This is a genomic window from Micrococcus sp. 63XJN7_8_ISO-PGPR-S23-253, assembly GCF_056173425.1.
In genome coordinates, this window is the sequence record NZ_CM149673.1 from 543,235 (window position 1) to 566,507 (window position 23,273).

28 protein-coding genes are annotated in these 23,273 nt (G+C 68.3%); all 28 read left to right on the plus strand.

The window, feature by feature from the left end; all coding sequences use genetic code 11:
• Nucleotides 1-87: 87 nt before the first annotated feature.
• Nucleotides 88-3,594: a DNA-directed RNA polymerase subunit beta gene (gene rpoB, locus AC0VX4_RS02565; protein ID WP_002854785.1), complete on the plus strand. Its 3,507-nt coding sequence runs from the start codon at nt 88-90 to the stop codon at nt 3,592-3,594.
• Nucleotides 3,595-3,676: 82 nt separating this feature from the next.
• Nucleotides 3,677-7,573: a DNA-directed RNA polymerase subunit beta' gene (locus tag AC0VX4_RS02570; RefSeq protein WP_036334316.1), complete on the plus strand. Its 3,897-nt coding sequence runs from the start codon at nt 3,677-3,679 to the stop codon at nt 7,571-7,573.
• 310 nt (nt 7,574-7,883) lie between these two features.
• Complete coding sequence (gene rpsL, locus AC0VX4_RS02575; protein WP_002854787.1) at nt 7,884-8,258, plus strand: 30S ribosomal protein S12; 375 nt, start codon at nt 7,884-7,886, stop codon at nt 8,256-8,258.
• A complete protein-coding gene (gene rpsG, locus AC0VX4_RS02580; RefSeq protein ID WP_002854788.1) occupies nt 8,258-8,728 on the plus strand; it encodes a 30S ribosomal protein S7 in 471 nt (156 codons plus the stop codon). The genes rpsL and rpsG overlap by 1 nt, the downstream gene beginning before the upstream one ends.
• Before the next feature lie 118 nt (nt 8,729-8,846).
• The gene (gene fusA / locus AC0VX4_RS02585) at nt 8,847-10,961 is read left to right on the plus strand and encodes an elongation factor G (protein WP_049161600.1); all 2,115 of its coding nucleotides are present in this window, start codon (nt 8,847-8,849) and stop codon (nt 10,959-10,961) included.
• 281 nt (nt 10,962-11,242) lie between these two features.
• Nucleotides 11,243-12,433 carry an elongation factor Tu gene (tuf, locus tag AC0VX4_RS02590; RefSeq protein ID WP_002857459.1) on the plus strand — a complete coding sequence of 397 codons (1,191 nt, stop codon included), beginning with the start codon at nt 11,243-11,245 and terminating at the stop codon, nt 12,431-12,433.
• Between the two features lie 127 nt (nt 12,434-12,560).
• Complete coding sequence (locus AC0VX4_RS02595; protein WP_162838057.1) at nt 12,561-12,701, plus strand: hypothetical protein; 141 nt, start codon at nt 12,561-12,563, stop codon at nt 12,699-12,701.
• Nucleotides 12,698-13,165: a DUF3817 domain-containing protein gene (locus tag AC0VX4_RS02600; protein ID WP_002857462.1), complete on the plus strand. Its 468-nt coding sequence runs from the start codon at nt 12,698-12,700 to the stop codon at nt 13,163-13,165. The genes AC0VX4_RS02595 and AC0VX4_RS02600 overlap by 4 nt, the downstream gene beginning before the upstream one ends.
• Nucleotides 13,166-13,491: 326 nt before the next feature.
• The gene (rpsJ, locus tag AC0VX4_RS02605; protein WP_002857463.1) at nt 13,492-13,800 is read left to right on the plus strand and encodes a 30S ribosomal protein S10; all 309 of its coding nucleotides are present in this window, start codon (nt 13,492-13,494) and stop codon (nt 13,798-13,800) included.
• A 20-nt stretch (nt 13,801-13,820) separates the two neighbouring features.
• Nucleotides 13,821-14,471, plus strand: a complete 651-nt coding sequence (gene rplC / locus AC0VX4_RS02610; RefSeq protein ID WP_049160459.1) for a 50S ribosomal protein L3 — start codon at nt 13,821-13,823, stop codon at nt 14,469-14,471.
• 4 nt (nt 14,472-14,475) lie between these two features.
• The gene (gene rplD / locus AC0VX4_RS02615; protein WP_002857469.1) at nt 14,476-15,111 is read left to right on the plus strand and encodes a 50S ribosomal protein L4; all 636 of its coding nucleotides are present in this window, start codon (nt 14,476-14,478) and stop codon (nt 15,109-15,111) included.
• Complete coding sequence (rplW, locus tag AC0VX4_RS02620) at nt 15,108-15,413, plus strand: 50S ribosomal protein L23 (RefSeq protein ID WP_002857471.1); 306 nt, start codon at nt 15,108-15,110, stop codon at nt 15,411-15,413. Before rplD ends, rplW begins: the two co-directional genes overlap by 4 nt.
• Nucleotides 15,414-15,450: 37 nt before the next feature.
• Complete coding sequence (gene rplB / locus AC0VX4_RS02625; RefSeq protein ID WP_010080386.1) at nt 15,451-16,290, plus strand: 50S ribosomal protein L2; 840 nt, start codon at nt 15,451-15,453, stop codon at nt 16,288-16,290.
• 15 nt (nt 16,291-16,305) lie between these two features.
• The gene (gene rpsS / locus AC0VX4_RS02630) at nt 16,306-16,587 is read left to right on the plus strand and encodes a 30S ribosomal protein S19 (protein ID WP_002857475.1); all 282 of its coding nucleotides are present in this window, start codon (nt 16,306-16,308) and stop codon (nt 16,585-16,587) included.
• Nucleotides 16,588-16,638: 51 nt separating this feature from the next.
• Nucleotides 16,639-17,004, plus strand: coding sequence for a 50S ribosomal protein L22 (gene rplV, locus AC0VX4_RS02635; RefSeq protein WP_002857477.1), 366 nt, complete (start codon nt 16,639-16,641; stop codon nt 17,002-17,004).
• 2 nt (nt 17,005-17,006) lie between these two features.
• Entirely contained in the window at nt 17,007-17,825 is an 819-nt protein-coding gene (gene rpsC, locus AC0VX4_RS02640; protein ID WP_002857479.1) for a 30S ribosomal protein S3, read from the plus strand.
• Nucleotides 17,825-18,241 carry a 50S ribosomal protein L16 gene (gene rplP, locus AC0VX4_RS02645; RefSeq protein ID WP_002857481.1) on the plus strand — a complete coding sequence of 139 codons (417 nt, stop codon included), beginning with the start codon at nt 17,825-17,827 and terminating at the stop codon, nt 18,239-18,241. The genes rpsC and rplP overlap by 1 nt, the downstream gene beginning before the upstream one ends.
• Before the next feature lie 4 nt (nt 18,242-18,245).
• Complete coding sequence (rpmC, locus tag AC0VX4_RS02650; RefSeq protein ID WP_002857484.1) at nt 18,246-18,515, plus strand: 50S ribosomal protein L29; 270 nt, start codon at nt 18,246-18,248, stop codon at nt 18,513-18,515.
• A complete protein-coding gene (gene rpsQ / locus AC0VX4_RS02655; protein ID WP_002857485.1) occupies nt 18,512-18,793 on the plus strand; it encodes a 30S ribosomal protein S17 in 282 nt (93 codons plus the stop codon). The genes rpmC and rpsQ overlap by 4 nt, the downstream gene beginning before the upstream one ends.
• A gap of 341 nt (nt 18,794-19,134) precedes the next feature.
• On the plus strand, nt 19,135-19,503 hold the full coding sequence (gene rplN / locus AC0VX4_RS02660; protein WP_002857487.1) for a 50S ribosomal protein L14: 369 nt from the start codon (nt 19,135-19,137) through the stop codon (nt 19,501-19,503).
• Nucleotides 19,504-19,507: 4 nt separating this feature from the next.
• Nucleotides 19,508-19,849, plus strand: a complete 342-nt coding sequence (gene rplX / locus AC0VX4_RS02665; RefSeq protein WP_002857489.1) for a 50S ribosomal protein L24 — start codon at nt 19,508-19,510, stop codon at nt 19,847-19,849.
• On the plus strand, nt 19,849-20,424 hold the full coding sequence (gene rplE / locus AC0VX4_RS02670; protein ID WP_002857492.1) for a 50S ribosomal protein L5: 576 nt from the start codon (nt 19,849-19,851) through the stop codon (nt 20,422-20,424). The genes rplX and rplE overlap by 1 nt, the downstream gene beginning before the upstream one ends.
• 73 nt (nt 20,425-20,497) lie before the next feature.
• The gene (rpsH, locus tag AC0VX4_RS02675) at nt 20,498-20,896 is read left to right on the plus strand and encodes a 30S ribosomal protein S8 (protein ID WP_002857494.1); all 399 of its coding nucleotides are present in this window, start codon (nt 20,498-20,500) and stop codon (nt 20,894-20,896) included.
• A gap of 30 nt (nt 20,897-20,926) precedes the next feature.
• Nucleotides 20,927-21,460, plus strand: coding sequence for a 50S ribosomal protein L6 (rplF, locus tag AC0VX4_RS02680; protein WP_002857496.1), 534 nt, complete (start codon nt 20,927-20,929; stop codon nt 21,458-21,460).
• The gene (gene rplR, locus AC0VX4_RS02685; protein ID WP_002857498.1) at nt 21,460-21,834 is read left to right on the plus strand and encodes a 50S ribosomal protein L18; all 375 of its coding nucleotides are present in this window, start codon (nt 21,460-21,462) and stop codon (nt 21,832-21,834) included. The genes rplF and rplR overlap by 1 nt, the downstream gene beginning before the upstream one ends.
• On the plus strand, nt 21,831-22,580 hold the full coding sequence (gene rpsE, locus AC0VX4_RS02690) for a 30S ribosomal protein S5 (RefSeq protein ID WP_002857500.1): 750 nt from the start codon (nt 21,831-21,833) through the stop codon (nt 22,578-22,580). Before rplR ends, rpsE begins: the two co-directional genes overlap by 4 nt.
• A 3-nt stretch (nt 22,581-22,583) precedes the next feature.
• Entirely contained in the window at nt 22,584-22,808 is a 225-nt protein-coding gene (gene rpmD / locus AC0VX4_RS02695; protein ID WP_002857502.1) for a 50S ribosomal protein L30, read from the plus strand.
• Nucleotides 22,801-23,253, plus strand: coding sequence for a 50S ribosomal protein L15 (gene rplO / locus AC0VX4_RS02700; protein WP_012751036.1), 453 nt, complete (start codon nt 22,801-22,803; stop codon nt 23,251-23,253). The genes rpmD and rplO overlap by 8 nt, the downstream gene beginning before the upstream one ends.
• Nucleotides 23,254-23,273 lie beyond the last annotated feature (20 nt).

Below are 23,273 nucleotides of genomic sequence, written 5' to 3' on the forward strand. Positions count from 1 at the left end.
CACGGCCTTCATATAGCGGTGGGCCGGCGCCGCCGTCTCGCGGCAGGGGAGCGAACGGAACCCAGAAGGCCTGTGGAAGGATCCTACGTGGTCGCCTCGAGCACCTCCAACGAAACCGCTACCGTCTCCCCGCGATCCGGCGCCTCCGCCGGACGCGTCTCCTTCGCCAAGATCTCCGAGCCGCTGGACGTGCCGGACCTGCTGGCGCTGCAGACCGAGTCGTTCGACCGCCTGATCGGCAATGAGCGGTGGGCCGCGCGCGTCGACGCCGCCCTGGCCGCCGACGACCACTCCGTGCCCGTCACCTCGGGACTGACGGACATCTTCGAGGAGATCTCCCCGATCGAGGACTTCCAGGGCACCATGTCCCTGTCCTTCGCCGAGCCGGAGTTCGCCGACGCGAAGATGACGGAGGAGGAGTGCAAGGATCGCGACGCGACCTTCTCCGCCCCGCTGTACGTCAAGGCCGAGTTCATGAACAACACGACCGGCGAGATCAAGCAGCAGACCGTCTTCATGGGCGACTTCCCGCTGATGACCCGCAACGGCACGTTCATCATCAACGGCACCGAGCGCGTCGTCGTCTCCCAGCTCGTCCGCTCCCCGGGCGCCTACTTCGAGCGCACTCCGGACAAGACCTCGGACAAGGAGATCTTCTCGGCGAAGATCATCCCCTCGCGCGGCGCCTGGTTCGAGCTCGAGGTGGACAAGCGCGACCAGGTCGGCGTCCGCCTCGACCGCAAGCGCAAGCAGCCCGTGACGGTGCTGCTCAAGGCCATGGGCTGGACCGAGTCCCGCATCCTGGAGGAGTTCGGACACTACGACTCCATCCGCGCCACCCTCGAGAAGGACGGCACCGCGGACCAGGACGAGGCCCTGCTCGACATCTACCGCAAGCTGCGCCCGGGCGAGCCGGCCGCCGTCGACGCCGCGCAGTCGCTGCTGAACAACCTGTACTTCACCCCGAAGCGCTACGACCTCGCCAAGGTGGGCCGCTACAAGCTCAACCGCAAGCTCGGCGTGGACGTGCACCTCGGCGACCCCAACGCGTCCGTGCTCACCGAGGACGACATCGTCCAGATGGTGCACTTCATCGCCGCGCTGCACGCCGGCGAGACCGCCATCAAGGGCACGCGCGACGGCGAGCCGGTGGACGTGCGCGTGGAGATCGACGACATCGACCACTTCGGCAACCGTCGCATCCGCGCGGTGGGCGAGCTGATCGAGAACCAGATCCGCACCGGCCTGTCCCGTATGGAGCGCGTCGTGCGCGAGCGCATGACCACCCAGGACGTCGAGGCGATCACCCCGCAGACCCTGATCAACATCCGCCCCGTGGTGGCGGCGATCAAGGAGTTCTTCGGCACCTCGCAGCTGTCCCAGTTCATGGACCAGAACAACCCGCTGGCCGGCCTGACGCACAAGCGCCGCCTGTCCGCGCTCGGCCCGGGCGGCCTGTCCCGCGACCGTGCCGGCATGGAGGTCCGTGACGTCCACCCGTCGCACTACGGCCGCATGTGCCCCATCGAGACCCCGGAAGGCCCGAACATCGGCCTCATCGGCTCGCTGGCGACCTTCGGCCGGATCAACTCCTTCGGCTTCATCGAGACCCCATACCGCCGCGTGGTCGACGGCCGGGTCACGGACACCGTGGACTACCTGACCGCCGACGACGAGCTGGCCTTCCAGATCGCCCAGGCGAACGCCCCGGTGGACGAGGACGGCCGGTTCGTGGAGGAGCTCGTGCTCTGCCGCCAGCGCGGCGGCGACGGCGAGCCCGTGCTCTCGACCGTGGACGAGATCGACTACATGGACGTGTCCCCGCGCCAGATGGTGTCGGCGGCCACCGCCCTCATCCCGTTCCTCGAGCACGACGACGCCAACCGCGCGCTCATGGGCGCGAACATGCAGCGTCAGGCCGTGCCGCTGCTCCGCTCCGAGGCCCCCTACGTGGGCACCGGCATGGAGAAGTACGTGGCCGTGGACGCGGGCGACTCCGTGACGGCCACGCAGGGCGGCGTCGTGACCGAGGTGGCCGCGGACCTGGTGACCGTCATGAACGACGACGGCACCACCACGCACTACCCGATCATGAAGTTCGCCCGCTCGAACCAGGGCAACGCCTACAACCAGCGCGTGCGCGTGTCCGAGGGCGAGCGGGTGGAGCCGCTGAGCATCATCGCCGACGGTCCCGCCACGGACAACGGCGAGCTCGCGCTCGGCAAGAACCTCCTCGTCGCGTTCATGCCCTGGGAGGGCCTGAACTACGAGGACGCGATCATCCTGTCCCAGCGCATGGTCTCGGAGGACGTCCTCACCTCGATCCACATCGAGGAGCACGAGGTCGACGCCCGCGACACCAAGCTGGGCGCCGAGGAGATCACGCGCGACATCCCCAACGTGTCCGAGGAGGTGCTGTCGCAGCTCGACGAGCGCGGCATCATCCACATCGGCGCGGAGGTGGAGGCCGGCGACATCCTGGTCGGCCGCGTGACCCCGAAGGGCGAGACCGAGCTGACCCCGGAGGAGCGCCTGCTGCGCGCGATCTTCGGCGAGAAGTCCCGCGAGGTCCGCGACACGTCCCTGAAGGTGCCGCACGGCGAGTCCGGCACCGTCATCGGCGTGCGCATCTTCGACCGCGACGAGGACGACGACCTGCCCCCGGGCGTGAACCAGCTGGTGCGCGTCTACGTGGCGCAGAAGCGCAAGATCACCGACGGCGACAAGATGGCCGGCCGCCACGGCAACAAGGGCGTCATCTCGAAGATCCTGCCGCTGGAGGACATGCCGTTCCTGGCGGACGGCACCCCGGTGGACATCGTGCTGAACCCGCTCGGCGTCCCCGGCCGCATGAACCTCGGCCAGGTCATGGAGCTGCACCTGGGCTGGGCCGCCTCGCGCGGCTGGGACATCCAGGGCGAGCCGGAGTGGATCAAGGACCTGCCGAACTTCCCGCGCCAGTCCGGTCCGGTCAACGTGGCCACCCCGGTGTTCGACGGCGCCGAGGCGTACGAGATCACGGGCCTGCTCGGCCACGTGAACGTGACCCGCGACGGCGACCGTCTCATGAGCGACAGCGGCAAGGCGCAGCTGTTCGACGGCCGCACCGGCGAGCCGTTCCCGGACCCGGTGTCCGTGGGCTACATGTACATGCTCAAGCTGCACCACCTGGTGGACGACAAGATCCACGCCCGTTCCACGGGCCCGTACTCGATGATCACGCAGCAGCCGCTGGGCGGTAAGGCCCAGTTCGGCGGCCAGCGCTTCGGCGAGATGGAGGTGTGGGCGCTCGAGGCGTACGGCGCGGCGTTCACCCTCCAGGAGCTGCTGACCATCAAGTCGGACGACATCCACGGCCGCGTGAAGGTCTACGAGGCCATCGTCAAGGGCGAGAACATCCCGGAGCCGGGTGTTCCCGAGTCCTTCAAGGTGCTCATCAAGGAGATGCAGTCCCTCTGCCTGAACGTGGAGGTCCTCTCCGCCGACGGCCAGGCCATCGAGATGCGTGACGCGGAGGACGAGGTCTACCGCGCCGCCGAGGAGCTGGGCATCGACCTCTCCCACGCCGAGCCGAGCTCGGTGGAGGAAGTCTGAGCCGGGCCCGATCCGCATCCACAAGACGTCACCTGAGAACCACTGAACCAAGGGAGTTCACCGGAGCATGAGCGTGAACAGCATGTCCACTGACAACTCTTTCGGCCTGATGCGCATCGGCCTGGCCACGGCGGAGGACATCCGCCGCTGGTCCTACGGCGAGGTCAAGAAGCCGGAGACCATCAACTACCGCACCCTGAAGCCGGAGAAGGACGGACTCTTCTGCGAGAAGATCTTCGGCCCCACCCGCGACTGGGAGTGCGCGTGCGGCAAGTACAAGCGCGTGCGCTTCAAGGGCATCATCTGTGAGCGCTGCGGCGTCGAGGTGACCCGCTCGAAGGTGCGCCGCGACCGCATGGGCCACATCGAGCTCGCCGCGCCGGTCACCCACATCTGGTACTTCAAGGGCGTGCCCTCGCGCCTGGGCTACCTGCTGGACCTGGCGCCGAAGGACCTCGAGAAGGTCATCTACTTCGCGGCCTACATGATCACCTCGGTGGACGAGGAGGCCCGGCACCGCGACCTGGCCAACCTCCAGGCCGAGTACGACCAGGAGACCCGTGTCCTGGCCGACCAGCGCGACTCCGACATCGCCGCGGTGGCCGCCGACCTCGAGAAGGACCTGGCCAAGCTGGAGTCCGAGGGCGCCAAGGCCGCCGAGAAGAAGAAGGCCCGCGACGCCGCGGACAAGACCATGGGGCAGATCCGCAAGCGCGCGGACGCGGAGCTGGACCGCAAGGAGCAGGTCTGGGACCGCTTCAAGAACCTCAAGGTCGCCGACCTCGAGGGTGACGAGGGCCTGTACCGGGCCATGCGGGACAAGTACGGCCAGTACTTCGAGGGCTCGATGGGCGCGGAGGCGATCCAGCGTCGCCTGCAGACCTTCGACCTCGAGGCCGAGTCCGAGATGCTGCGTGAGACCATCAAGACGGGCAAGGGCCAGCGCAAGACCCGCGCCCTGAAGCGCCTGAAGGTCGTCAACGCGTTCCTGACCACGGACAACTCGCCCGAGGGCATGGTCCTGGACGCCGTCCCGGTGATCCCGCCGGAGCTGCGTCCGATGGTGCAGCTGGACGGCGGCCGCTTCGCGACCTCCGACCTCAACGACCTGTACCGTCGCGTGATCAACCGCAACAACCGCCTGAAGCGGCTGCTCGACCTCGGCGCGCCCGAGATCATCGTCAACAACGAGAAGCGCATGCTGCAGGAGGCCGTGGACTCGCTGTTCGACAACGGCCGCCGCGGCCGGCCGGTGACCGGCCCGGGCAACCGCCCGCTCAAGTCGCTCTCCGACATGCTCAAGGGCAAGCAGGGCCGCTTCCGTCAGAACCTGCTCGGCAAGCGCGTGGACTACTCGGGCCGCTCGGTCATCGTGGTGGGTCCCCAGCTCAAGCTGCACCAGTGCGGCCTGCCCAAGCAGATGGCGCTGGAGCTGTTCAAGCCGTTCGTGATGAAGCGTCTCGTGGACCTGAACCACGCGCAGAACATCAAGTCCGCCAAGCGCATGGTGGAGCGCTTCCGTCCGCAGGTCTGGGACGTGCTCGAGGAGGTCATCACCGAGCACCCGGTCCTGCTGAACCGCGCCCCCACCCTGCACCGTCTGGGCATCCAGGCCTTCGAGCCGCAGCTCGTGGAGGGCAAGGCCCTGCAGCTGCACCCGCTGGTCTGCTCCGCGTTCAACGCGGACTTCGACGGCGACCAGATGGCGGTCCACCTGCCCCTGTCGCCGGAGGCCCAGGCCGAGGCGCGCCTGCTCATGCTCTCGAGCCACAACATCCTGAAGCCCTCGGACGGCCGCGCGGTCGCCGTGCCGGCCCAGGACATGATCATCGGCCTGAACCACCTCACCACGGTGCGTCCGGACGAGGTCGGCGCGGGCAACCTGTACGCGACCGTCGCCGAGGCCATCATGGCGTTCGACGGCGGCGACCTGCACCTGAACGCGCCCGCACGGATCGGCGTCGAGGGCTTCGTGCCGTCGGCGGCCGTGCCTGCCCCCGAGGGCTGGTCCGAGGGCGAGATCGCCCTCATCGAGACCACCCTGGGCAAGGTGCTGTTCAACGAGCTGCTGCCGGACGACTACCCGTGGCTGGACAAGCAGGCGACCAAGGGCACCCTCGGTCAGCTGGTCAACGACCTGGCCGAGCGCTACCCGATGGTCGTCACCGCGCAGACGCTGGACAACCTCAAGGACGCCGGCTTCCACTGGGGCACCTGGTCGGGTGTGACCGTGGCGATCTCGGACATCACCTCCGACTTCGACAAGGCCGCCATCATGGAGGGCTACGAGGAGCAGGCCCAGCGCGTGCAGCAGCAGTACGACAAGGGCCTGATCGCGGACGACGAGCGTCGCTCCGAGCTGATCGACATCTGGAACAAGGCCACCGACGAGGTCGCCGCGGCCATGAAGGACGGCCTGCCGGAGCTCAACACCATCAACCGCATGGTGTCCTCCGGTGCGCGAGGCAACTGGCTCCAGGTGCGCCAGATCGCGGGCATCCGCGGCCTGGTGGCCAACCCGAAGGGTGAGATCATCCCGCGTCCGATCAAGTCCTCGTACCGCGAGGGCCTGTCCGTGCTCGAGTACTTCTCCGCCACCCACGGCGCCCGCAAGGGCCTCGCGGACACCGCGCTGAAGACCGCGAACTCGGGCTACCTGACCCGTCGTCTCGTCGATGTGTCCCAGGACGTCATCGTCCGCGAGGATGACTGCGGCACCGAGCGCGGCCTGTCCGTGACGATCGCCGCGCCGAACGCCGACGGCGAGCTGGTGGCCCACGAGCAGGTCGAGAACTCGGCCTTCGCCCGCACGCTGGCCCAGGACGTCACGGGCGAGGACGGCACGGTGCTGGCCTCGGCCGGTGCGGACGTGGGCGACGTGCTGATCGGCGAGCTGGTGGCCGCCGGCGTCACGGAGATCAAGGTCCGCTCGGTCCTGACCTGCGAGTCCGCCGTGGGCACCTGCGCGAAGTGCTACGGCCGCTCGATGGCCACCGGCCAGCTGGTGGACATCGGCGAGGCCGTCGGCATCATCGCGGCCCAGTCGATCGGTGAGCCGGGCACCCAGCTCACCATGCGCACGTTCCACACCGGCGGTGTGGCCTCGGCCGACGACATCACGCAGGGTCTGCCCCGCATCCAGGAGCTCTTCGAGGCCCGCACCCCGAAGGGCGTCGCCCCGATCTCCGAGGTCGCCGGCCGCGTGACCATCGAGGACACCGAGGCGTCCGTGCGCCTGCTGCTCACCCCGGACGACGGCTCCGAGGAGATCGCCTACCCGGTGCTGCGCCGTGCACGCATCCTCGTGGCGGACGGCGAGCACGTGCCGGTGGGCACGCAGCTCGTGGCCGGCGCCGTGGACCCGAAGCAGGTCCTGCGCGTGCTCGGCCCGCGGGCCGCGCAGCGGTTCCTCGTGGACGAGGTGCAGAACGTGTACCAGTCCCAGGGCGTGGGCATCCACGACAAGCACGTGGAGGTCATCGTCCGGCAGATGCTGCGTCGCATCACCGTCATCGAGTCCGGTGACACCGACCTGCTGCCGGGTGAGCTCACGGACCGGGCGCGCTTCGTGGCCGCCAATCGCGCCGCCGTCGCCGAGGGCCGCCAGCCGGCCTCCGGCCGCGACGAGCTGATGGGCATCACGAAGGCCTCGCTGGCCACGGACTCGTGGCTGTCGGCCGCGTCCTTCCAGGAGACGACCCGCGTCCTGACGCAGGCGGCCATGGAGGGCAAGTCCGACCCGCTGCTGGGCCTGAAGGAGAACGTGATCATCGGCAAGCTGATCCCGGCCGGCACGGGCCTGGATCGCTACACGAAGACCGTCGTGGAGCCGACGGAGGAGGCGAAGGCCAACCTGTTCGCCTCGCCGGCCGGGTTCGCGGACTTCGACTACCCGGGCCTGGACCAGTCGCTCGGCGAGAACGACTTCCACGCCGTCTCGCTGGACGACTACGGCCGCGGGGGCGACTTCCGCGCCTGATCCGCGTCCCCCAGGGGGCCCGCTGCTCCTCCGCTCACGCGGGGGAGGGGCGGGCCCCTTGGCCGTGCGGGGCCGGCTCGTCGATGACGCCGGGGCGTGCTATGCTGTCAAGGATTGTTTTTCGTGTGGCAAATTGGACGCTGTCCGGGTCGCGGGGTCATTGCGCGGCAGATGCCACACTTTTGCACGCCTGCGGACGTCTGCTCGTTGCGAGCCCCCCAGGGAGAGGCAGAGCAGAGGAACGAGCAGCCGGCGCCCCGGGCGCCGGTCGATCACGTCAGCGATCACCGAAACACAGGAAGGCTGAAGAGTGCCTACGATTCAGCAGCTGGTCCGCAAGGGCCGCTCACCCAAGGTCGTCAATACGAAGGCCCCTGCGCTGCAGGGGAACCCCATGCGTCGTGGCGTGTGCACCCGCGTGTACACCACCACGCCCAAGAAGCCGAACTCGGCGCTGCGCAAGGTCGCCCGTGTGCGCCTGAACGGCGGCATCGAGGTCACCGCCTACATCCCCGGCGAGGGCCACAACCTGCAGGAGCACTCGATCGTGCTCGTCCGCGGCGGTCGTGTGAAGGACCTGCCCGGCGTGCGCTACAAGATCGTGCGCGGCGCCCTCGACACCCAGGGCGTGAAGAACCGCGGCCAGGCCCGCTCCCGCTACGGCGCCAAGAAGGAGAAGAAGTAATGCCTCGTAAGGGTCCTGCGCCGAAGCGCCCCCTCGTCGTCGATCCCGTCTACGGCTCCCCGCTGGTCACGCAGCTGATCAACAAGGTGCTCATCGACGGCAAGAAGTCCACCGCCGAGCGCATCGTGTACGGTGCGCTCGAGGGCGCCCGTGCCAAGAACGGCGCCGATCCCGTGGCCACCCTCAAGAAGGCCATGGACAACATCAAGCCGGCCCTCGAGGTGCGCTCCCGCCGCGTCGGTGGCGCCACCTACCAGGTGCCCGTCGAGGTCAAGCCGGGCCGCTCCACGGCCCTGGCCCTGCGCTGGCTGGTCGGCTTCTCCAAGGCCCGCCGTGAGAAGACCATGACCGAGCGTCTGATGAACGAGATCCTGGACGCCTCGAACGGCCTGGGCGGCGCCGTGAAGCGTCGCGAGGACACCCACAAGATGGCCGAGGCCAACAAGGCCTTCGCCCACTACCGCTGGTGATCCGTGTGGCCCGGGGCGCGCGATCCGCGCCTCGGGCCGCAGGTGCGTCCTCTTCGGACGGGCCACCCACCGCATCCACCTCACGAGCCCCCCATTCCACCCGACCAAGGGAGACACCGTGGCACAGGACGTGCTGACCGACCTGCACAAGGTCCGCAACATCGGCATCATGGCCCACATCGATGCCGGCAAGACCACCACCACCGAGCGCATCCTGTTCTACACGGGTGTCAACCACAAGCTGGGCGAGACCCACGACGGCGGCGCGACGACGGACTGGATGGAGCAGGAGAAGGAGCGCGGCATCACCATCACCTCCGCCGCGGTGACCTGCTTCTGGAACGACCACCAGATCAACATCATCGACACCCCCGGCCACGTGGACTTCACGGTCGAGGTGGAGCGCTCGCTGCGCGTGCTCGACGGCGCCGTCGCCGTGTTCGACGGCAAGGAGGGCGTGGAGCCCCAGTCGGAGACCGTGTGGCGCCAGGCGGACAAGTACGACGTCCCCCGCATCTGCTTCGTCAACAAGATGGACAAGCTGGGCGCGGACTTCTACTTCACCGTCGACACCATCGTGAAGCGCCTCGGCGCGCGTCCGCTCGTGATGCAGCTGCCGATCGGCGCCGAGAACGACTTCGTGGGCGTCGTCGACCTGATCTCCATGAAGGCCTTCGTGTGGCCGGGCGACGCCAAGGGCGACGTCACCATGGGCGCCTCCTACGAGACCCGCGAGATCCCCGCCGAGCTCCAGGAGAAGGCCGAGGAGTACCGCAACCAGCTCGTCGAGGCCGTCGCCGAGAGCTCCGAGGAGCTCATGGAGAAGTACCTCGAGGGCGAGGAGCTCACCGTCGAGGAGATCCAGGCCGGCGTGCGCCAGCTGACCGTGAACGCCGAGGCTTACCCGGTGTTCTGCGGCTCCGCGTTCAAGAACCGTGGCGTGCAGCCGATGCTGGACGCCGTGGTCGCCTACCTGCCGAACCCGCTGGACGCCGGCGCCGTCAAGGGCCACGCCGTGAACGACGAGGAGCAGGTGCTGGAGCGCGAGGCGTCGAAGGAGGCCCCGTTCTCGGCCCTGGCCTTCAAGATCGCCACGCACCCCTTCTTCGGCACGCTGACCTTTATCCGCGTGTACTCCGGCCGCCTGGAGTCCGGCGCGCAGATCCTCAACGCCACCAAGGGCAAGAAGGAGCGCATCGGCAAGCTGTTCCAGATGCACGCCAACAAGGAGAACCCGGTGGACGAGGTGGTCGCCGGCCACATCTACGCCGTGATCGGCCTCAAGGACACCACCACGGGCGACACCCTGTGCGATCCCGCGAACCCGATCATCCTCGAGTCGATGACCTTCCCGGAGCCCGTGATCTCCGTGGCCATCGAGCCGAAGACCAAGGGTGACCAGGAGAAGCTGTCCACCGCCATCCAGAAGCTCGTCGCCGAGGACCCCACGTTCCGCGTGAACCTCAACGAGGAGACCGGTCAGACCGAGATCGGCGGCATGGGCGAGCTCCACCTGGACGTGTTCGTGGACCGCATGAAGCGCGAGTTCAAGGTCGAGGCCAACGTGGGCAAGCCCCAGGTCGCGTACCGCGAGACCATCAAGCGCAAGGTCGACAAGGTCGACTACACGCACAAGAAGCAGACCGGCGGCTCCGGCCAGTTCGCCAAGGTGCAGCTGTCCTTCGAGCCCCTGGACACCGCCGAGGGCGAGGTCTACGAGTTCGAGAACGCCGTCACCGGCGGTCGCGTGCCCCGCGAGTACATCCCCTCGGTGGACGCGGGCATCCAGGACGCCATGCAGTTCGGCGTGCTGGCCGGCTACCCGATGGTCGGCGTGAAGGCCACCCTGCTCGACGGTGCGTACCACGACGTCGACTCCTCGGAGATGGCGTTCAAGATCGCCGGCTCCCAGGCCTTCAAGGAGGGTGTCCGCAAGGCCAACCCGATCATCCTCGAGCCGCTGATGGCCGTGGAGGTCCGCACCCCCGAGGAGTTCATGGGCGACGTCATCGGCGACCTGAACTCCCGCCGCGGCCAGATCCAGTCCATGGAGGACGCGACCGGCGTGAAGGTGGTCAACGCCCTCGTGCCGCTCTCGGAGATGTTCGGCTACATCGGCGACCTGCGCTCCAAGACGCAGGGCCGCGCGGTGTACTCGATGACCTTCCACTCCTACGCCGAGGTCCCCAAGGCCGTGGCGGACGAGATCGTCCAGAAGTCCCAGGGCGAGTGACCGCAGGTCACCTGCTCTGAACGACCTGCCCCGGGTCGGCCGCCGCAGCGGCGGCCGACCCGGGGCGACCGGACCGCCCTCCCCGGCGCGGCGGTCCGCGATCAGGACGGGTCAGGTCCGGTCCGCTCTCGGCGGTCCCGACGGCCTGGAACCGGACTGGCCCTCGTGAGGCCGGGATTTCCCCAACCCCGTACCATCCGAGTAGACTCAGTCAAGTTGTCAGCACGTCCCAGGCGGCTGAGCAGTCTTCTTGACGATGAACCAGTTCTTAGGAGGAACTAGTGGCAAAGGCAAAGTTCGAGCGGACGAAGCCGCACGTCAACATCGGCACCATCGGCCACGTTGACCACGGCAAGACCACGCTGACCGCCGCCATCTCGAAGGTCCTGTACGACAAGTACCCGGACCTGAATGAGGCCCGTGACTTCGCGACGATCGACTCCGCCCCCGAGGAGCGTCAGCGCGGCATCACCATCAACATCTCCCACGTGGAGTACCAGACCGAGAAGCGTCACTACGCCCACGTGGACGCCCCCGGTCACGCCGACTACATCAAGAACATGATCACCGGCGCCGCTCAGATGGACGGTGCGATCCTCGTGGTCGCCGCCACCGACGGCCCGATGGCCCAGACCCGTGAGCACGTGCTCCTGGCCCGCCAGGTCGGCGTGCCGGCCCTGCTCGTGGCCCTGAACAAGTCGGACATGGTCGAGGACGAGGAGCTCCTCGAGCTCGTCGAGATGGAGGTCCGCGAGCTGCTGTCCTCCCAGGAGTTCGACGGCGACGACGCCCCGGTCATCCGCACCTCCGGTCTGAAGGCCCTCGAGGGCGACCCCCAGTGGGTCAAGTCCGTCGAGGACCTCATGGATGCCGTGGACGAGTTCATCCCGGACCCGGTCCGCGACAAGGACAAGCCGTTCCTGATGCCGATCGAGGACGTCTTCACCATCACCGGCCGTGGCACCGTGGTGACCGGTCGCGCCGAGCGCGGCACCCTGAAGATCAACTCCGAGGTCGAGATCGTCGGCATCCGCGACGTGCAGAAGACCACCGTCACCGGCATCGAGATGTTCCACAAGCAGCTCGACGAGGCCTGGGCCGGCGAGAACTGCGGTCTGCTGCTGCGCGGTCTGAAGCGCGACGACGTCGAGCGCGGCCAGGTCGTGGTGGCGCCGGGTTCCATCACCCCGCACACCAACTTCGAGGCGAACGTCTACATCCTGTCCAAGGACGAGGGTGGGCGTCACAACCCGTTCTACTCGAACTACCGCCCGCAGTTCTACTTCCGCACCACCGACGTCACCGGCGTCATCACGCTGCCCGAGGGCACCGAGATGGTCATGCCCGGCGACACCACCGAGATGTCGGTCGAGCTCATCCAGCCGATCGCCATGGAGGAGGGCCTCGGCTTCGCCATCCGCGAGGGTGGCCGCACCGTGGGCTCCGGCCGCGTCACCAAGATCACCAAGTGATCTGACGCATCCCGTCTCGTGGCTCCATTGAGCCGCTGACGCGCGACGCCCCCGTCTCCGGGTCTCCCGGAGGTGGGGGCGTCGCCGTGTCCGACGACGGCGCGGCGGCGGCCGCTAGGCTGAGGATATGCCTGAACTGCTCATCCTCATCGTGGTGCTCGCCGTGGCCGCCGTGGCCGTGCGCTGGGCGCTGCGGACCTTCCGTCCCGAGATCGACCGCGCCCGGCGCATCCGGCGCGCGAACCGCGGTGGGGAGCTGGAGCGATGAGCCTGCCCAGCCCGCGCCGCCTGTTCGCCGTCACGGCGATGGCCGAGATGTTCACCTGGGCCGGCCTGCTGATCGCCATGGGCCTCAAGTACGGCGGAGTCACGGAGCGGGTGGTGCCGGTCGCCGGCGGCGTCCACGGCTTCGTGTTCCTCTGCTACCTCGTGGTGACGGTCGCCGTGTGGATCGACGGGCGATGGTCGGTGACCCGCGGGCTCCTCGGCCTCGGCTCGACGATCGTCCCGTTCATGACGGTCCCGTTCGAGCGGGCCCAGCGGCGGCGCGGCGAGCCGGCCCCGCGGTGGCAGGTCGTGGACCGTGCGCCGGGGGAGCGGAGGCCCCTGGAACGGCTCCTCGTCGTGGTGCTGCGTCATCCGGTGGTCAGCGCGCTTGTGGCGGTCGCCGTGGTCGCCGTCGTCTTCACGCTGCTGCTCAACGCCGGCCCGCCCACCGAGTGGGGCCGCTGAGCCCTGGTGACCGCCGGGCCCGGTCCGCCGATTGGCGGACCGGGCCCGGTTCTGTCTATACTGATTCGGTTGCTCAAGCGCCATTGCGCTGTCGTCGTGTGTCTCGCGGCGGCAGCTCGGCCCAGATGTGACGTCACCACTCCGATCCGCCGCAGGCGTGTGCCCTCCCAGGGACGCGACACGCCCGACCGCGTGGACCGGAGTCCGGCGGCGGCGAGGAACCCGGTCCGACCGGATTCGCCCCGCGCGGGTGGAGGACAAGAAGGCGGACCCGATCCGCCGCACAGGGACAGGAACAGCACACCCGACGAGAGAGGCGTGACGCCATGGCGGGACAGAAGATCCGCATCCGGCTGAAGTCGTACGACCACGAGGTCATCGACGTGTCGGCCCGCAAGATCGTTGACACGGTCACGCGCGCAGGCGCGACGGTGGTCGGCCCCGTGCCGCTGCCGACGGAGAAGAACGTGTACTGCGTTATCCGTTCTCCCCATAAGTACAAGGACAGCCGCGAGCATTTCGAGATGCGCACCCACAAGCGGCTCATCGACATCATCGACCCGACCCCGAAGGCCGTCGACTCGCTCATGCGACTGGACCTGCCCGCGGACGTCAACATCGAGATCAAGCTCTGAGAGGGAGGTGCTGAGAGACTATGACCAACACCCAGAACATCAAGGGCCTGCTGGGCACGAAGCTCGGCATGACCCAGGTCTGGGATGAGGACAACAAGCTCATCCCCGTGACCGTGGTCAAGGCAGACCCGAACGTCGTCACCCAGCTGCGCTCCGAGGAGACCGACGGCTACACCGCCGTGCAGATCGCCTACGGCCAGATCGATCCCCGCCGCGTGACCAAGCCCCTGGCCGGTCACTTCGAGAAGGCCGGCGTGACCCCGCGTCGCCACCTCGTCGAGCTGCGCACCGCCGACGCCGCCGAGTACGCGCTCGGCCAGGACGTGACCGTGGAGGTCTTCGAGGCCGGCCAGAAGGTCGACGTCGTGGGCACCACCAAGGGCAAGGGCTTCGCCGGCGCCATGAAGCGCCACGGCTTCGCCGGTGTGGGCGCCTCGCACGGTGCGCACAAGAACCACCGCAAGCCCGGCTCCGTGGGCGGCGCGTCCACCCCCGGCCGCGTGTTCAAGGGCCAGCGCATGCCCGGTCGCATGGGCGCGGTGCGCCAGACCACCATGAACCTGACCCTCCACGGCATCGACGTGGAGAACAACCTCCTGCTGATCAAGGGCGCGGTGCCCGGCTCCAAGGGCCAGGTCGTGCTCGTCCGCAGCGCCGTGAAGGGAGCCTGAGACCATGGCTGAGAACTCCGTGAAGACCATCCAGGTCGATCTGCCCGTCGAGCTCTTCGACGTGCAGTCCAACGTGCCGCTCATGCACCAGGTCGTCGTCGCCCAGCTCGCCGCCGCCCGCCAGGGCACGCACAAGACGAAGCGCCGCGGCGAGGTGTCCGGTGCCGGTCGCAAGCCGTTCAAGCAGAAGGGCACCGGCCGCGCCCGTCAGGGCTCCATCCGGGCCCCGCACATGACCGGCGGTGGCGTCGTCCACGGCCCCACCCCGCGCGACTACTCGCAGCGGACCCCCAAGAAGATGAAGGCCGCCGCCCTGCGCGGTGCCCTGTCGGACCGCGCCCGCAACGGCCGCGTCCACGTCATCGAGGCCCTCGTGTCCGGGACCACCCCGTCCACCAAGGCCGCCAAGGCGGGCCTCGCGTCCCTGAACACCGGCCGCAAGAACGTGCTGCTGGTGATCGACCGGGCCGACGACGTCGCCGCCCTGTCCGCCCGCAACCTGCCTGCGGTCCACACCCTGTACGCCGACCAGCTGAACACCTACGACGTGCTCGTCTCCGACGACGTCGTGTTCACCCAGGCGGCCTACGAGGCGTACGTGGCCCAGGCTTCCGGCGCCAAGAAGGAGGATGCCCAGTGAGCGGCTCCATCAACAAGGATCCCCGCGACGTGATCATCGCTCCCGTCGTGTCGGAGAAGAGCTACGGTCTGATCGACGAGGGCAAGTACACCTTCCTGGTCGACCCCCGCTCCAACAAGTCCGAGATCAAGCAGGCGGTGGAGCGCATCTTCAACGTCGACGTGGCCTCGGTCAACACCCTGAACCGTTCCGGCAAGCGCCGTCGCACCCGCTTCGGGTGGGGCCAGCGCAAGTCCACCAAGCGTGCCATCGTCACGCTCAAGGACGGGACCATCGACATCTTCGGAGGTCCGCTCGCCTGATCGGCGTGCGGAGACCACTTAATCGAGGAACTGACACATGGCTATCCGTAAGTACAAGCCGACCACCCCGGGCCTGCGCGGCTCGTCCGTGGCCGACTTCGCAGAGATCACCCGGTCCACGCCGGAGAAGTCCCTTCTCCGTCCGCTGCACAAGACCGGCGGCCGCAACAACACCGGCCGCATCACCACTCGTCACAAGGGCGGCGGCCACAAGCGCCAGTACCGCCTGGTCGACTTCCGTCGCCACGACAAGGACGGCGTGCCCGCCACCGTCGCGCACATCGAGTACGACCCGAACCGCACCGCCCGCATCGCGCTGCTGCACTACGCGGACGGCGCCAAGCGCTACATCCTGGCCCCGGCCAAGCTGAAGCAGGGCGACGTGGTCGAGGCCGGCCCGAACGCCGACATCAAGCCCGGCAACAACCTGCCGATGCGCAACATCCCCGTGGGCACCACCATCCACGCGGTGGAGCTGCGCCCCGGCGGCGGCGCCAAGATGGCCCGCTCCGCCGGCGCCTCCGTGCAGCTGGTCGCCCGCGAGGGCAAGTACGCCCAGCTGCGCCTGCCCTCCGGGGAGATCCGCAACGTCGACGTGCGCTGCCGCGCCACGATCGGCGAGGTCGGCAACGCCGAGCAGTCGAACATCAACTGGGGCAAGGCCGGCCGCATGCGCTGGAAGGGCGTGCGCCCGACCGTCCGCGGTGTCGTCATGAACCCGGTCGACCACCCGCACGGCGGTGGCGAGGGCAAGACCTCCGGCGGTCGTCACCCCGTCAACCGGAACGGCAAGCCCGAGGGCCGCACGCGTCGTCCGAACAAGGAAAGCGACAAGCTCATCGTGCGTCGCCGTCGTACCGGCAAGAACAAGCGATAAGGGAGCAGGGAAGACATGCCTCGCAGCCTGAAGAAGGGCCCCTTCGTCGATCAGCACCTCTACCTGAAGGTTCTGGCCGAGAACGAGAAGGGCAGCAAGAACGTCATCAAGACCTGGTCCCGCCGGTCGATGATCATCCCGGACATGCTGGGTCACACCATCGCGGTCCACGACGGACGCAAGCACGTCCCGGTGTTCGTCACCGAGTCCATGGTGGGTCACAAGCTGGGCGAGTTCGCCCCGACCCGGACCTACCGCGGCCACGTGAAGGACGACAAGAAGGGCAAGCGTCGCTGAGCCTGAGGGCACAGCACGCTTGACCTTCTCGAGAATCGAAAGAGAGAAGCAATGGAAGCCAAGGCAATTGCGCGCCACCTGCGCGTGACGCCGATGAAGGCCCGGCGCGTCGTCGACCTGGTCCGTGGCAAGCAGGCCACCGAAGCACTGGCCATCCTGAAGTTCGCCCAGCAGGGTGCTTCGGAGCCGGTGTACAAGCTGGTGACCTCCGCGGTGGCGAACGCCCGTGTCAAGGCGGACCGCGAGGGCCAGGCCTTCGACGAGGACGCCCTCTACATCACCGAGGCCTTCGTGGATGAGGGCCCGACCATGAAGCGGTTCCAGCCCCGTGCTCAGGGCCGCGCGTACCGCATCAACAAGCGCACGAGCCACGTGACCGTGGTCGTCGCGTCCAAGGACGAGAAGGGTGGGAACTGACAATGGGACAGAAGATCAACCCCAACGGGTTCCGCCTCGGCATCACCACCGACCACGTCTCGCACTGGTTCGCGGACTCCCACAAGGAGGGCCAGCGCTACGCTGACTTCCTCAAGGAGGACGTCAAGATCCGCGAGCTGATGACCACCGGCATGGAGCGCGCCGGCATCTCCAAGGTGGAGATCGAGCGCACCCGTGACCGCGTGCGCGTGGACATCCACACCGCGCGTCCGGGCATCGTGATCGGCCGCCGCGGCGCCGAGGCCGACCGCATCCGCGGTGAGCTCGAGAAGCTCACCGGCAAGCAGATCCAGCTGAACATCCTCGAGGTCAAGAACCCCGAGACCGATGCCCAGCTGGTGGCGCAGGGTGTGGCCGAGCAGCTCGCCTCCCGCGTGGCGTTCCGCCGTGCGATGAAGAAGGCGATCCAGTCCGCCATGCGCGCCGGCGCGCAGGGCATCCGCATCCAGTGCTCCGGCCGCCTCGGCGGCGCCGAGATGAGCCGCTCGGAGTTCTACCGCGAGGGTCGCGTGCCGCTGCACACCCTCCGCGCGAACATCGACTTCGGCAAGTTCGAGGCCAAGACCACCTTCGGCCGCATCGGCGTGAAGGTCTGGATCTACAAGGGCGACCTGACCGCCAAGGAGCTCGCGGCCAAGGAGGCCGCTCAGCCCTCCGGCCGTGGCCGCGGCGGCGAGCGCCGTGGCGGCGGCGAGCGTCGTCGTCGCAACGATCGCGCCGAGCGTGCTCCCCGCCAGGAGAACGCCGGCGCCGGCGCCGAGACCCCGGCCGCCGCTCCCGCTGAAGGAGGCAACGCCTGATGCTGATCCCCCGTCGCGTCAAGCACCGCAAGCAGCACCACCCCAAGCGTTCCGGCGCCGCCAAGGGCGGCACCACCGTGACGTTCGGCGAGTGGGGCATCCAGGCGCTCACGCCGGCCTATGTGACCAACCGTCAGATCGAGGCCGCCCGTATCGCCATGACCCGCTACATCAAGCGTGGCGGCAAGGTCTGGATCAACATCTACCCGGACCGTCCCATCACCAAGAAGCCCGCCGAGACCCGCATGGGCTCCGGCAAGGGCTCGCCGGAGTGGTGGGTCGCCAACGTCAAGCCCGGACGCGTGCTCTTCGAGCTGTCGGGTGTCACGGAGGACGTCGCCCGTGAGGCGCTCCGCCTGGCCATCCACAAGCTGCCGCTGAAGGCCCGTATCATCCGTCGAGAGGGTGGTGAGTGATCCCATGGCGATCGGCACCAAGGATCTGAACGTCGAGTCCCTGGACGGGATGGACAACGCCCGCCTGCTGGAGGCCCTGAAGTCCTCCAAGGAGGAGCTGTTCAACCTGCGCTTCCAGGCCGCCACCGGCCAGCTGGACAACGCCAGCCGGCTGAAGTCCGTCAAGCGTGACATCGCGCGCATCTACACGATCCTGCGCGAGCGCGAGCTGGGCATCCGCGGCGATGTCGCCGCCGAGGCGCAGGCCGAGAAGAACGAGGAGGCTGCCAAGTGACCGAGCAGACCCCGGCCGTCTCCGAGGAGCGCGGCTACCGCAAGGCCCTCCGTGGCATCGTCGTGTCCGACAAGATGGACAAGACCATCGTCGTCGAGGTCCAGGACCGCAAGAAGCACTCGCTCTACGGCAAGGTGATGAAGACCTCGAAGCGCGTGAAGGCGCACGACGAGGACAACACCGCCGGCGTGGGCGACCGCGTCCGCATCGCCGAGACCCGCCCGCTGTCCGCCTCCAAGCGGTGGCGCCTGGTGGAGGTCGTCGAGCGCGCCAAGTGATCGACCCGGCCCCCTGAGGGTCGGCGACGCAGAGGGCCGCCCCGTGCACTGGCACGGGGCGGCCTTGTGCGTTAGACTCTGATATTCGTGCGCCCTCTCGTTGGCAGGACCATCCATCCTGTGTGCCGAGGGCCGCGCACACCGATCCCGGATCCGCCTCGGCCCTGCCCTGCGCGCCCCTCCGCTCTCGACCTCCCGACGCTGTCTGAACACGCGTCGCCGGGGGACGACGGCGGGCGGCCCGCCTCGGGGGAGGGGTAAGCGTCCCGGGATGCCCGTTCAACCGTTCCGCAAGGCTCGCCCATCGTGGGGGAGAACCGGCGCGACGCTAGGAGAGACAAGTGATCCAGCAGGAGTCGCGGCTCAAGGTCGCCGACAACACCGGTGCGAAGGAAATCCTGACCATCCGTGTTCTCGGCGGTTCCGGACGCCGCTACGCAGGCATCGGCGACACCATCGTCGCCACCGTGAAGGACGCCATCCCCGGCGGCAACGTCAAGAAGGGCGACGTCGTCAAGGCCGTGGTGGTCCGCACCCGCAAGCAGTCCCGCCGTCCCGACGGCTCGTACATCAAGTTCGACGAGAACGCGGCGGTCATCCTGAAGACCGACGGCGAGCCCCGTGGCACGCGCATCTTCGGCCCCGTGGGTCGCGAGCTGCGTGACAAGAAGTTCATGAAGATCGTGTCGCTCGCCCCGGAGGTGATCTGACCTCATGGCCAAGATCAAGAAGGACGACCTCGTCCAGGTCATCAGTGGCAAGGACAAGGGCAAGCAGGGCAAGGTCCTGCGCGTGTTCCCGACGGATGAGCGTGTGCTCGTCGAGGGCGTGAACCGCGTGACCAAGCACCTGCGCGCCGGCCAGGACAACAACGGCTCCACCGAGGGCGGCCTGCAGGTCGTCGAGGCCCCGATCCACATCTCGAACGTGGCCGTGGTGGACCCGGAGACCAAGAAGCCGACCCGTGTGGGCTACCGCTTCGAGACCGTCGAGAAGGACGGCGTGAGCAAGACCGTGAAGGTCCGCTTCGCCAAGGCCTCGGGGAAGGAGCTGTGATGACCGAGGTGCAGCAGACCGAGAAGGTCACCCCGCGTCTGAAGACCAAGTACCGCGAGGAGATCCGAGGCGCCCTGCAGGAGCAGTTCCAGTACGGGAACGTCATGCAGGTGCCGGGCCTCGTGAAGGTCGTCGTCAACATGGGCGTCGGCGAGGCCGCCAAGGACTCCAAGATCATCGACGGCGCGGTCACCGACCTCACCGCCATCACCGGCCAGAAGCCGATGATCACCAAGGCCCGCAAGTCCATCGCGCAGTTCAAGCTGCGTGAGGGCATGCCCATCGGCACGCACGCCACCCTCCGTGGCGACCGCATGTGGGAGTTCCTGGACCGCCTGGTCACGCTCGCGCTGCCGCGCATCCGTGACTTCCGCGGCCTGTCCGACCGCCAGTTCGACGGCAACGGCAACTACACCTTCGGCCTGTCCGAGCAGACCGTGTTCCACGAGATCGATCAGGACAAGATCGACCGCGTGCGCGGCATGGACATCACCGTGGTGACGACCGCCAAGAACGACGACGAGGGCCGCGCGCTGCTGAAGGCGCTGGGCTTCCCGTTCAAGACCGACCAGTAAGACCTCCACGCCACAGGTCCTCCACCGGTGAACCGGTGGCGGAAACCACGGCGAGAAAGGGCGTGAAGCCCACATGACCATGACCGATCCCGTCGCAGACATGCTGACCCGTCTGCGCAACGCAAACTCGGCCTACCACGACACCGTGTCCATGCCGTCCTCGAAGCTGAAGACTCGCGTCGCCGAGATCCTCAAGGCCGAGGGCTACATCCAGGACTGGCGCGAGGAGGAGGCCGAGGTCGGCAAGAAGCTGACCATCGACCTGAAGTTCGGCCCGCAGCGTGAGCGTGCGATCGCCGGCCTGCGCCGCATCTCCAAGCCGGGCCTGCGCGTGTACGCGAAGTCCACGAACCTGCCCCACGTGCTGGGCGGCCTCGGCATCGCCATCCTGTCCACCTCCTCTGGTCTCCTCACGAACCAGCAGGCCGCCAAGAAGGGCGTGGGCGGAGAAGTCCTCGCCTACGTCTGGTGACGGGCAAGACGGAAGAAAGGCTGAACTGACATGTCTCGAATCGGACGTCTCCCGATCACCATCCCCGCCGGCGTCGATGTGACCATCGACGGCGACCGCGTCTCCGTGAAGGGCCCCAAGGGCCAGCTCGAGCACTCGCTGCCCACGCCCATCACGGCCACCCTCGAGGAGGGGCAGGTCACCGTGGCCCGCCCCGACGACGAGCGTGAGTCCCGCTCCCTGCACGGTCTGACCCGTACCCTCATCAGCAACATGGTCGAGGGCGTGACCAACGGCTTCTCCAAGCAGCTCGAGGTCGTCGGCACCGGCTACCGCGTGCAGGCCAAGGGCCAGGACCTCGAGTTCGCCCTGGGCTACTCCCACCCCGTTCCGGTGAAGGCGCCCCAGGGCATCACCTTCACGGTGGAGGGCAACAGGGTCACCGTCGCCGGTATCGACAAGCAGCAGGTCGGCGAGACCGCCGCCAACATCCGCAAGCTGCGCCGCCCCGACCCGTACAAGGGCAAGGGCGTGCGCTACGCGGGCGAGCAGATCCGCCGCAAGGCCGGAAAGGCAGGTAAGTGATGTCTACTCTGAAGGTGAAGGGCAAGGGCAAGTTCAACGCCCGCACCCGCCGCCACCTCCGGGTGCGCAAGCGGATCTCCGGCACCACCGTCCGTCCCCGCCTCGTCGTCAACCGCTCTGCACGGCACATGTTCGTGCAGGTCGTGGACGACACGCAGAGCCGCACGCTCGCGTACGCCTCCACCATGGAGGCCGACGTGCGTGCGCTCGAGGGTGACAAGACGGCCAAGGCCAAGCGCGTGGGCGAGCTCGTCGCCGAGCGTGCCAAGGCGGCCGGCATCGAGGCCGTGGTCTTCGACCGCGGCGGCAACAAGTACCACGGGCGCGTCGCGGCCGTGGCCGACGGTGCGCGAGAGGGTGGGCTGCAGCTGTGACCGAGAACATCAACCAGAAGGACACTCAGGTGACCGAGAGCACCGAGACCACCGTCTCCGAGACCGGGTCGGGCTCGGCGAGCCAGACCACCGAGCGCGCCACCGGTGGCCGCGGCGGTCGCGACGGCGGCCGCGGTGGCCGTGACGGCGATCGTCGTGGCGGCCGTCGCGACGACCGCAACCGTCGTGGCGCCCAGGACGACGAGAAGGACCAGTTCCTCGAGCGCGTCGTGGGCATCAACCGCGTCTCCAAGGTCGTCAAGGGCGGCCGCCGCTTCTCCTTCACCGCCCTCGTGGTGGTGGGTGACGGCGACGGCACCGTCGGCGTCGGCTACGGCAAGGCGAAGGAGGTCCCCGCTGCGATCCAGAAGGCCGTGGAGGAGGCCAAGAAGTCCTTCTTCCGCGTCCCCCGCGTCGGCTCCACCATCCCGCACCTGGTGCAGGGTGAGGACGCCGCCGGCGTCGTGCTGCTCCGCCCGGCCTCCCCGGGTACCGGCGTGATCGCCGGCGGTCCGGTGCGCGCCGTGCTCGAGTGCGCCGGCATCCACGACGTGCTCTCCAAGTCCATGGGCTCCGTGAACGCGATCAACATCGTGCGCGGCACCGTGGACGCCCTCAAGAAGCTGGAAGAGCCCCAGGCCGTCGCCGCCCGCCGCGGCAAGGCCCTGGACGAGATCGCCCCCCATGCGATGCTGCGCACCATGGAGAACGATCGCGCCCAGAAGAGCGCGAAGGCAGGTGCGTGAGCCGTGTTTGAGCCCACTCGCAAGAACATCCAGCCCTCGGACGCCACCCTGGTCATCACCCAGACCCGCGGCGTCACGGGCTCCAAGCAGAACCATCGGGACACCCTGCGCTCGCTGGGCCTGAAGCGGATCGGCCACCAGGTCACCCGCAAGGCCGACGCGGTGACGGTCGGCATGGTCAACACCGTGCCGCACCTGGTGTCCGTGGAGGAGGTCAACAATGGCTGACAACGACGCCATCAAGGTCCACGACCTGCGTCCGGCCCCCGGTGCCAAGACCGCCAAGACCCGCGTGGGTCGCGGTGAGGCGTCGAAGGGCAAGACCGCCGGTCGCGGCACCAAGGGCACCAAGGCCCGTTACCAGGTCCGTGCGGGCTTCGAGGGCGGCCAGCTGCCCCTGCAGATGCGTCTGCCGAAGCTCCGCGGCTTCAAGAACCCGTTCCGCACGGAGTACCAGGTCGTGAACCTGGACAAGCTCTCCGCGCACTTCCCCGAGGGCGGTGAGGTCACCGTGGACGCGCTCGTGTCCAAGGGCCTCGTCCGTCGCGGCCAGCCCGTGAAGGTGCTGGGCACGGGGGAGATCACCGCGGCCGTGCAGGTGAAGGCGAACGCCTTCTCCGCGTCCGCCGTGGAGAAGATCCAGGCCGCCGGCGGGTCCACCGAGACCCTCTGACACGCCGACCCATCGACCGA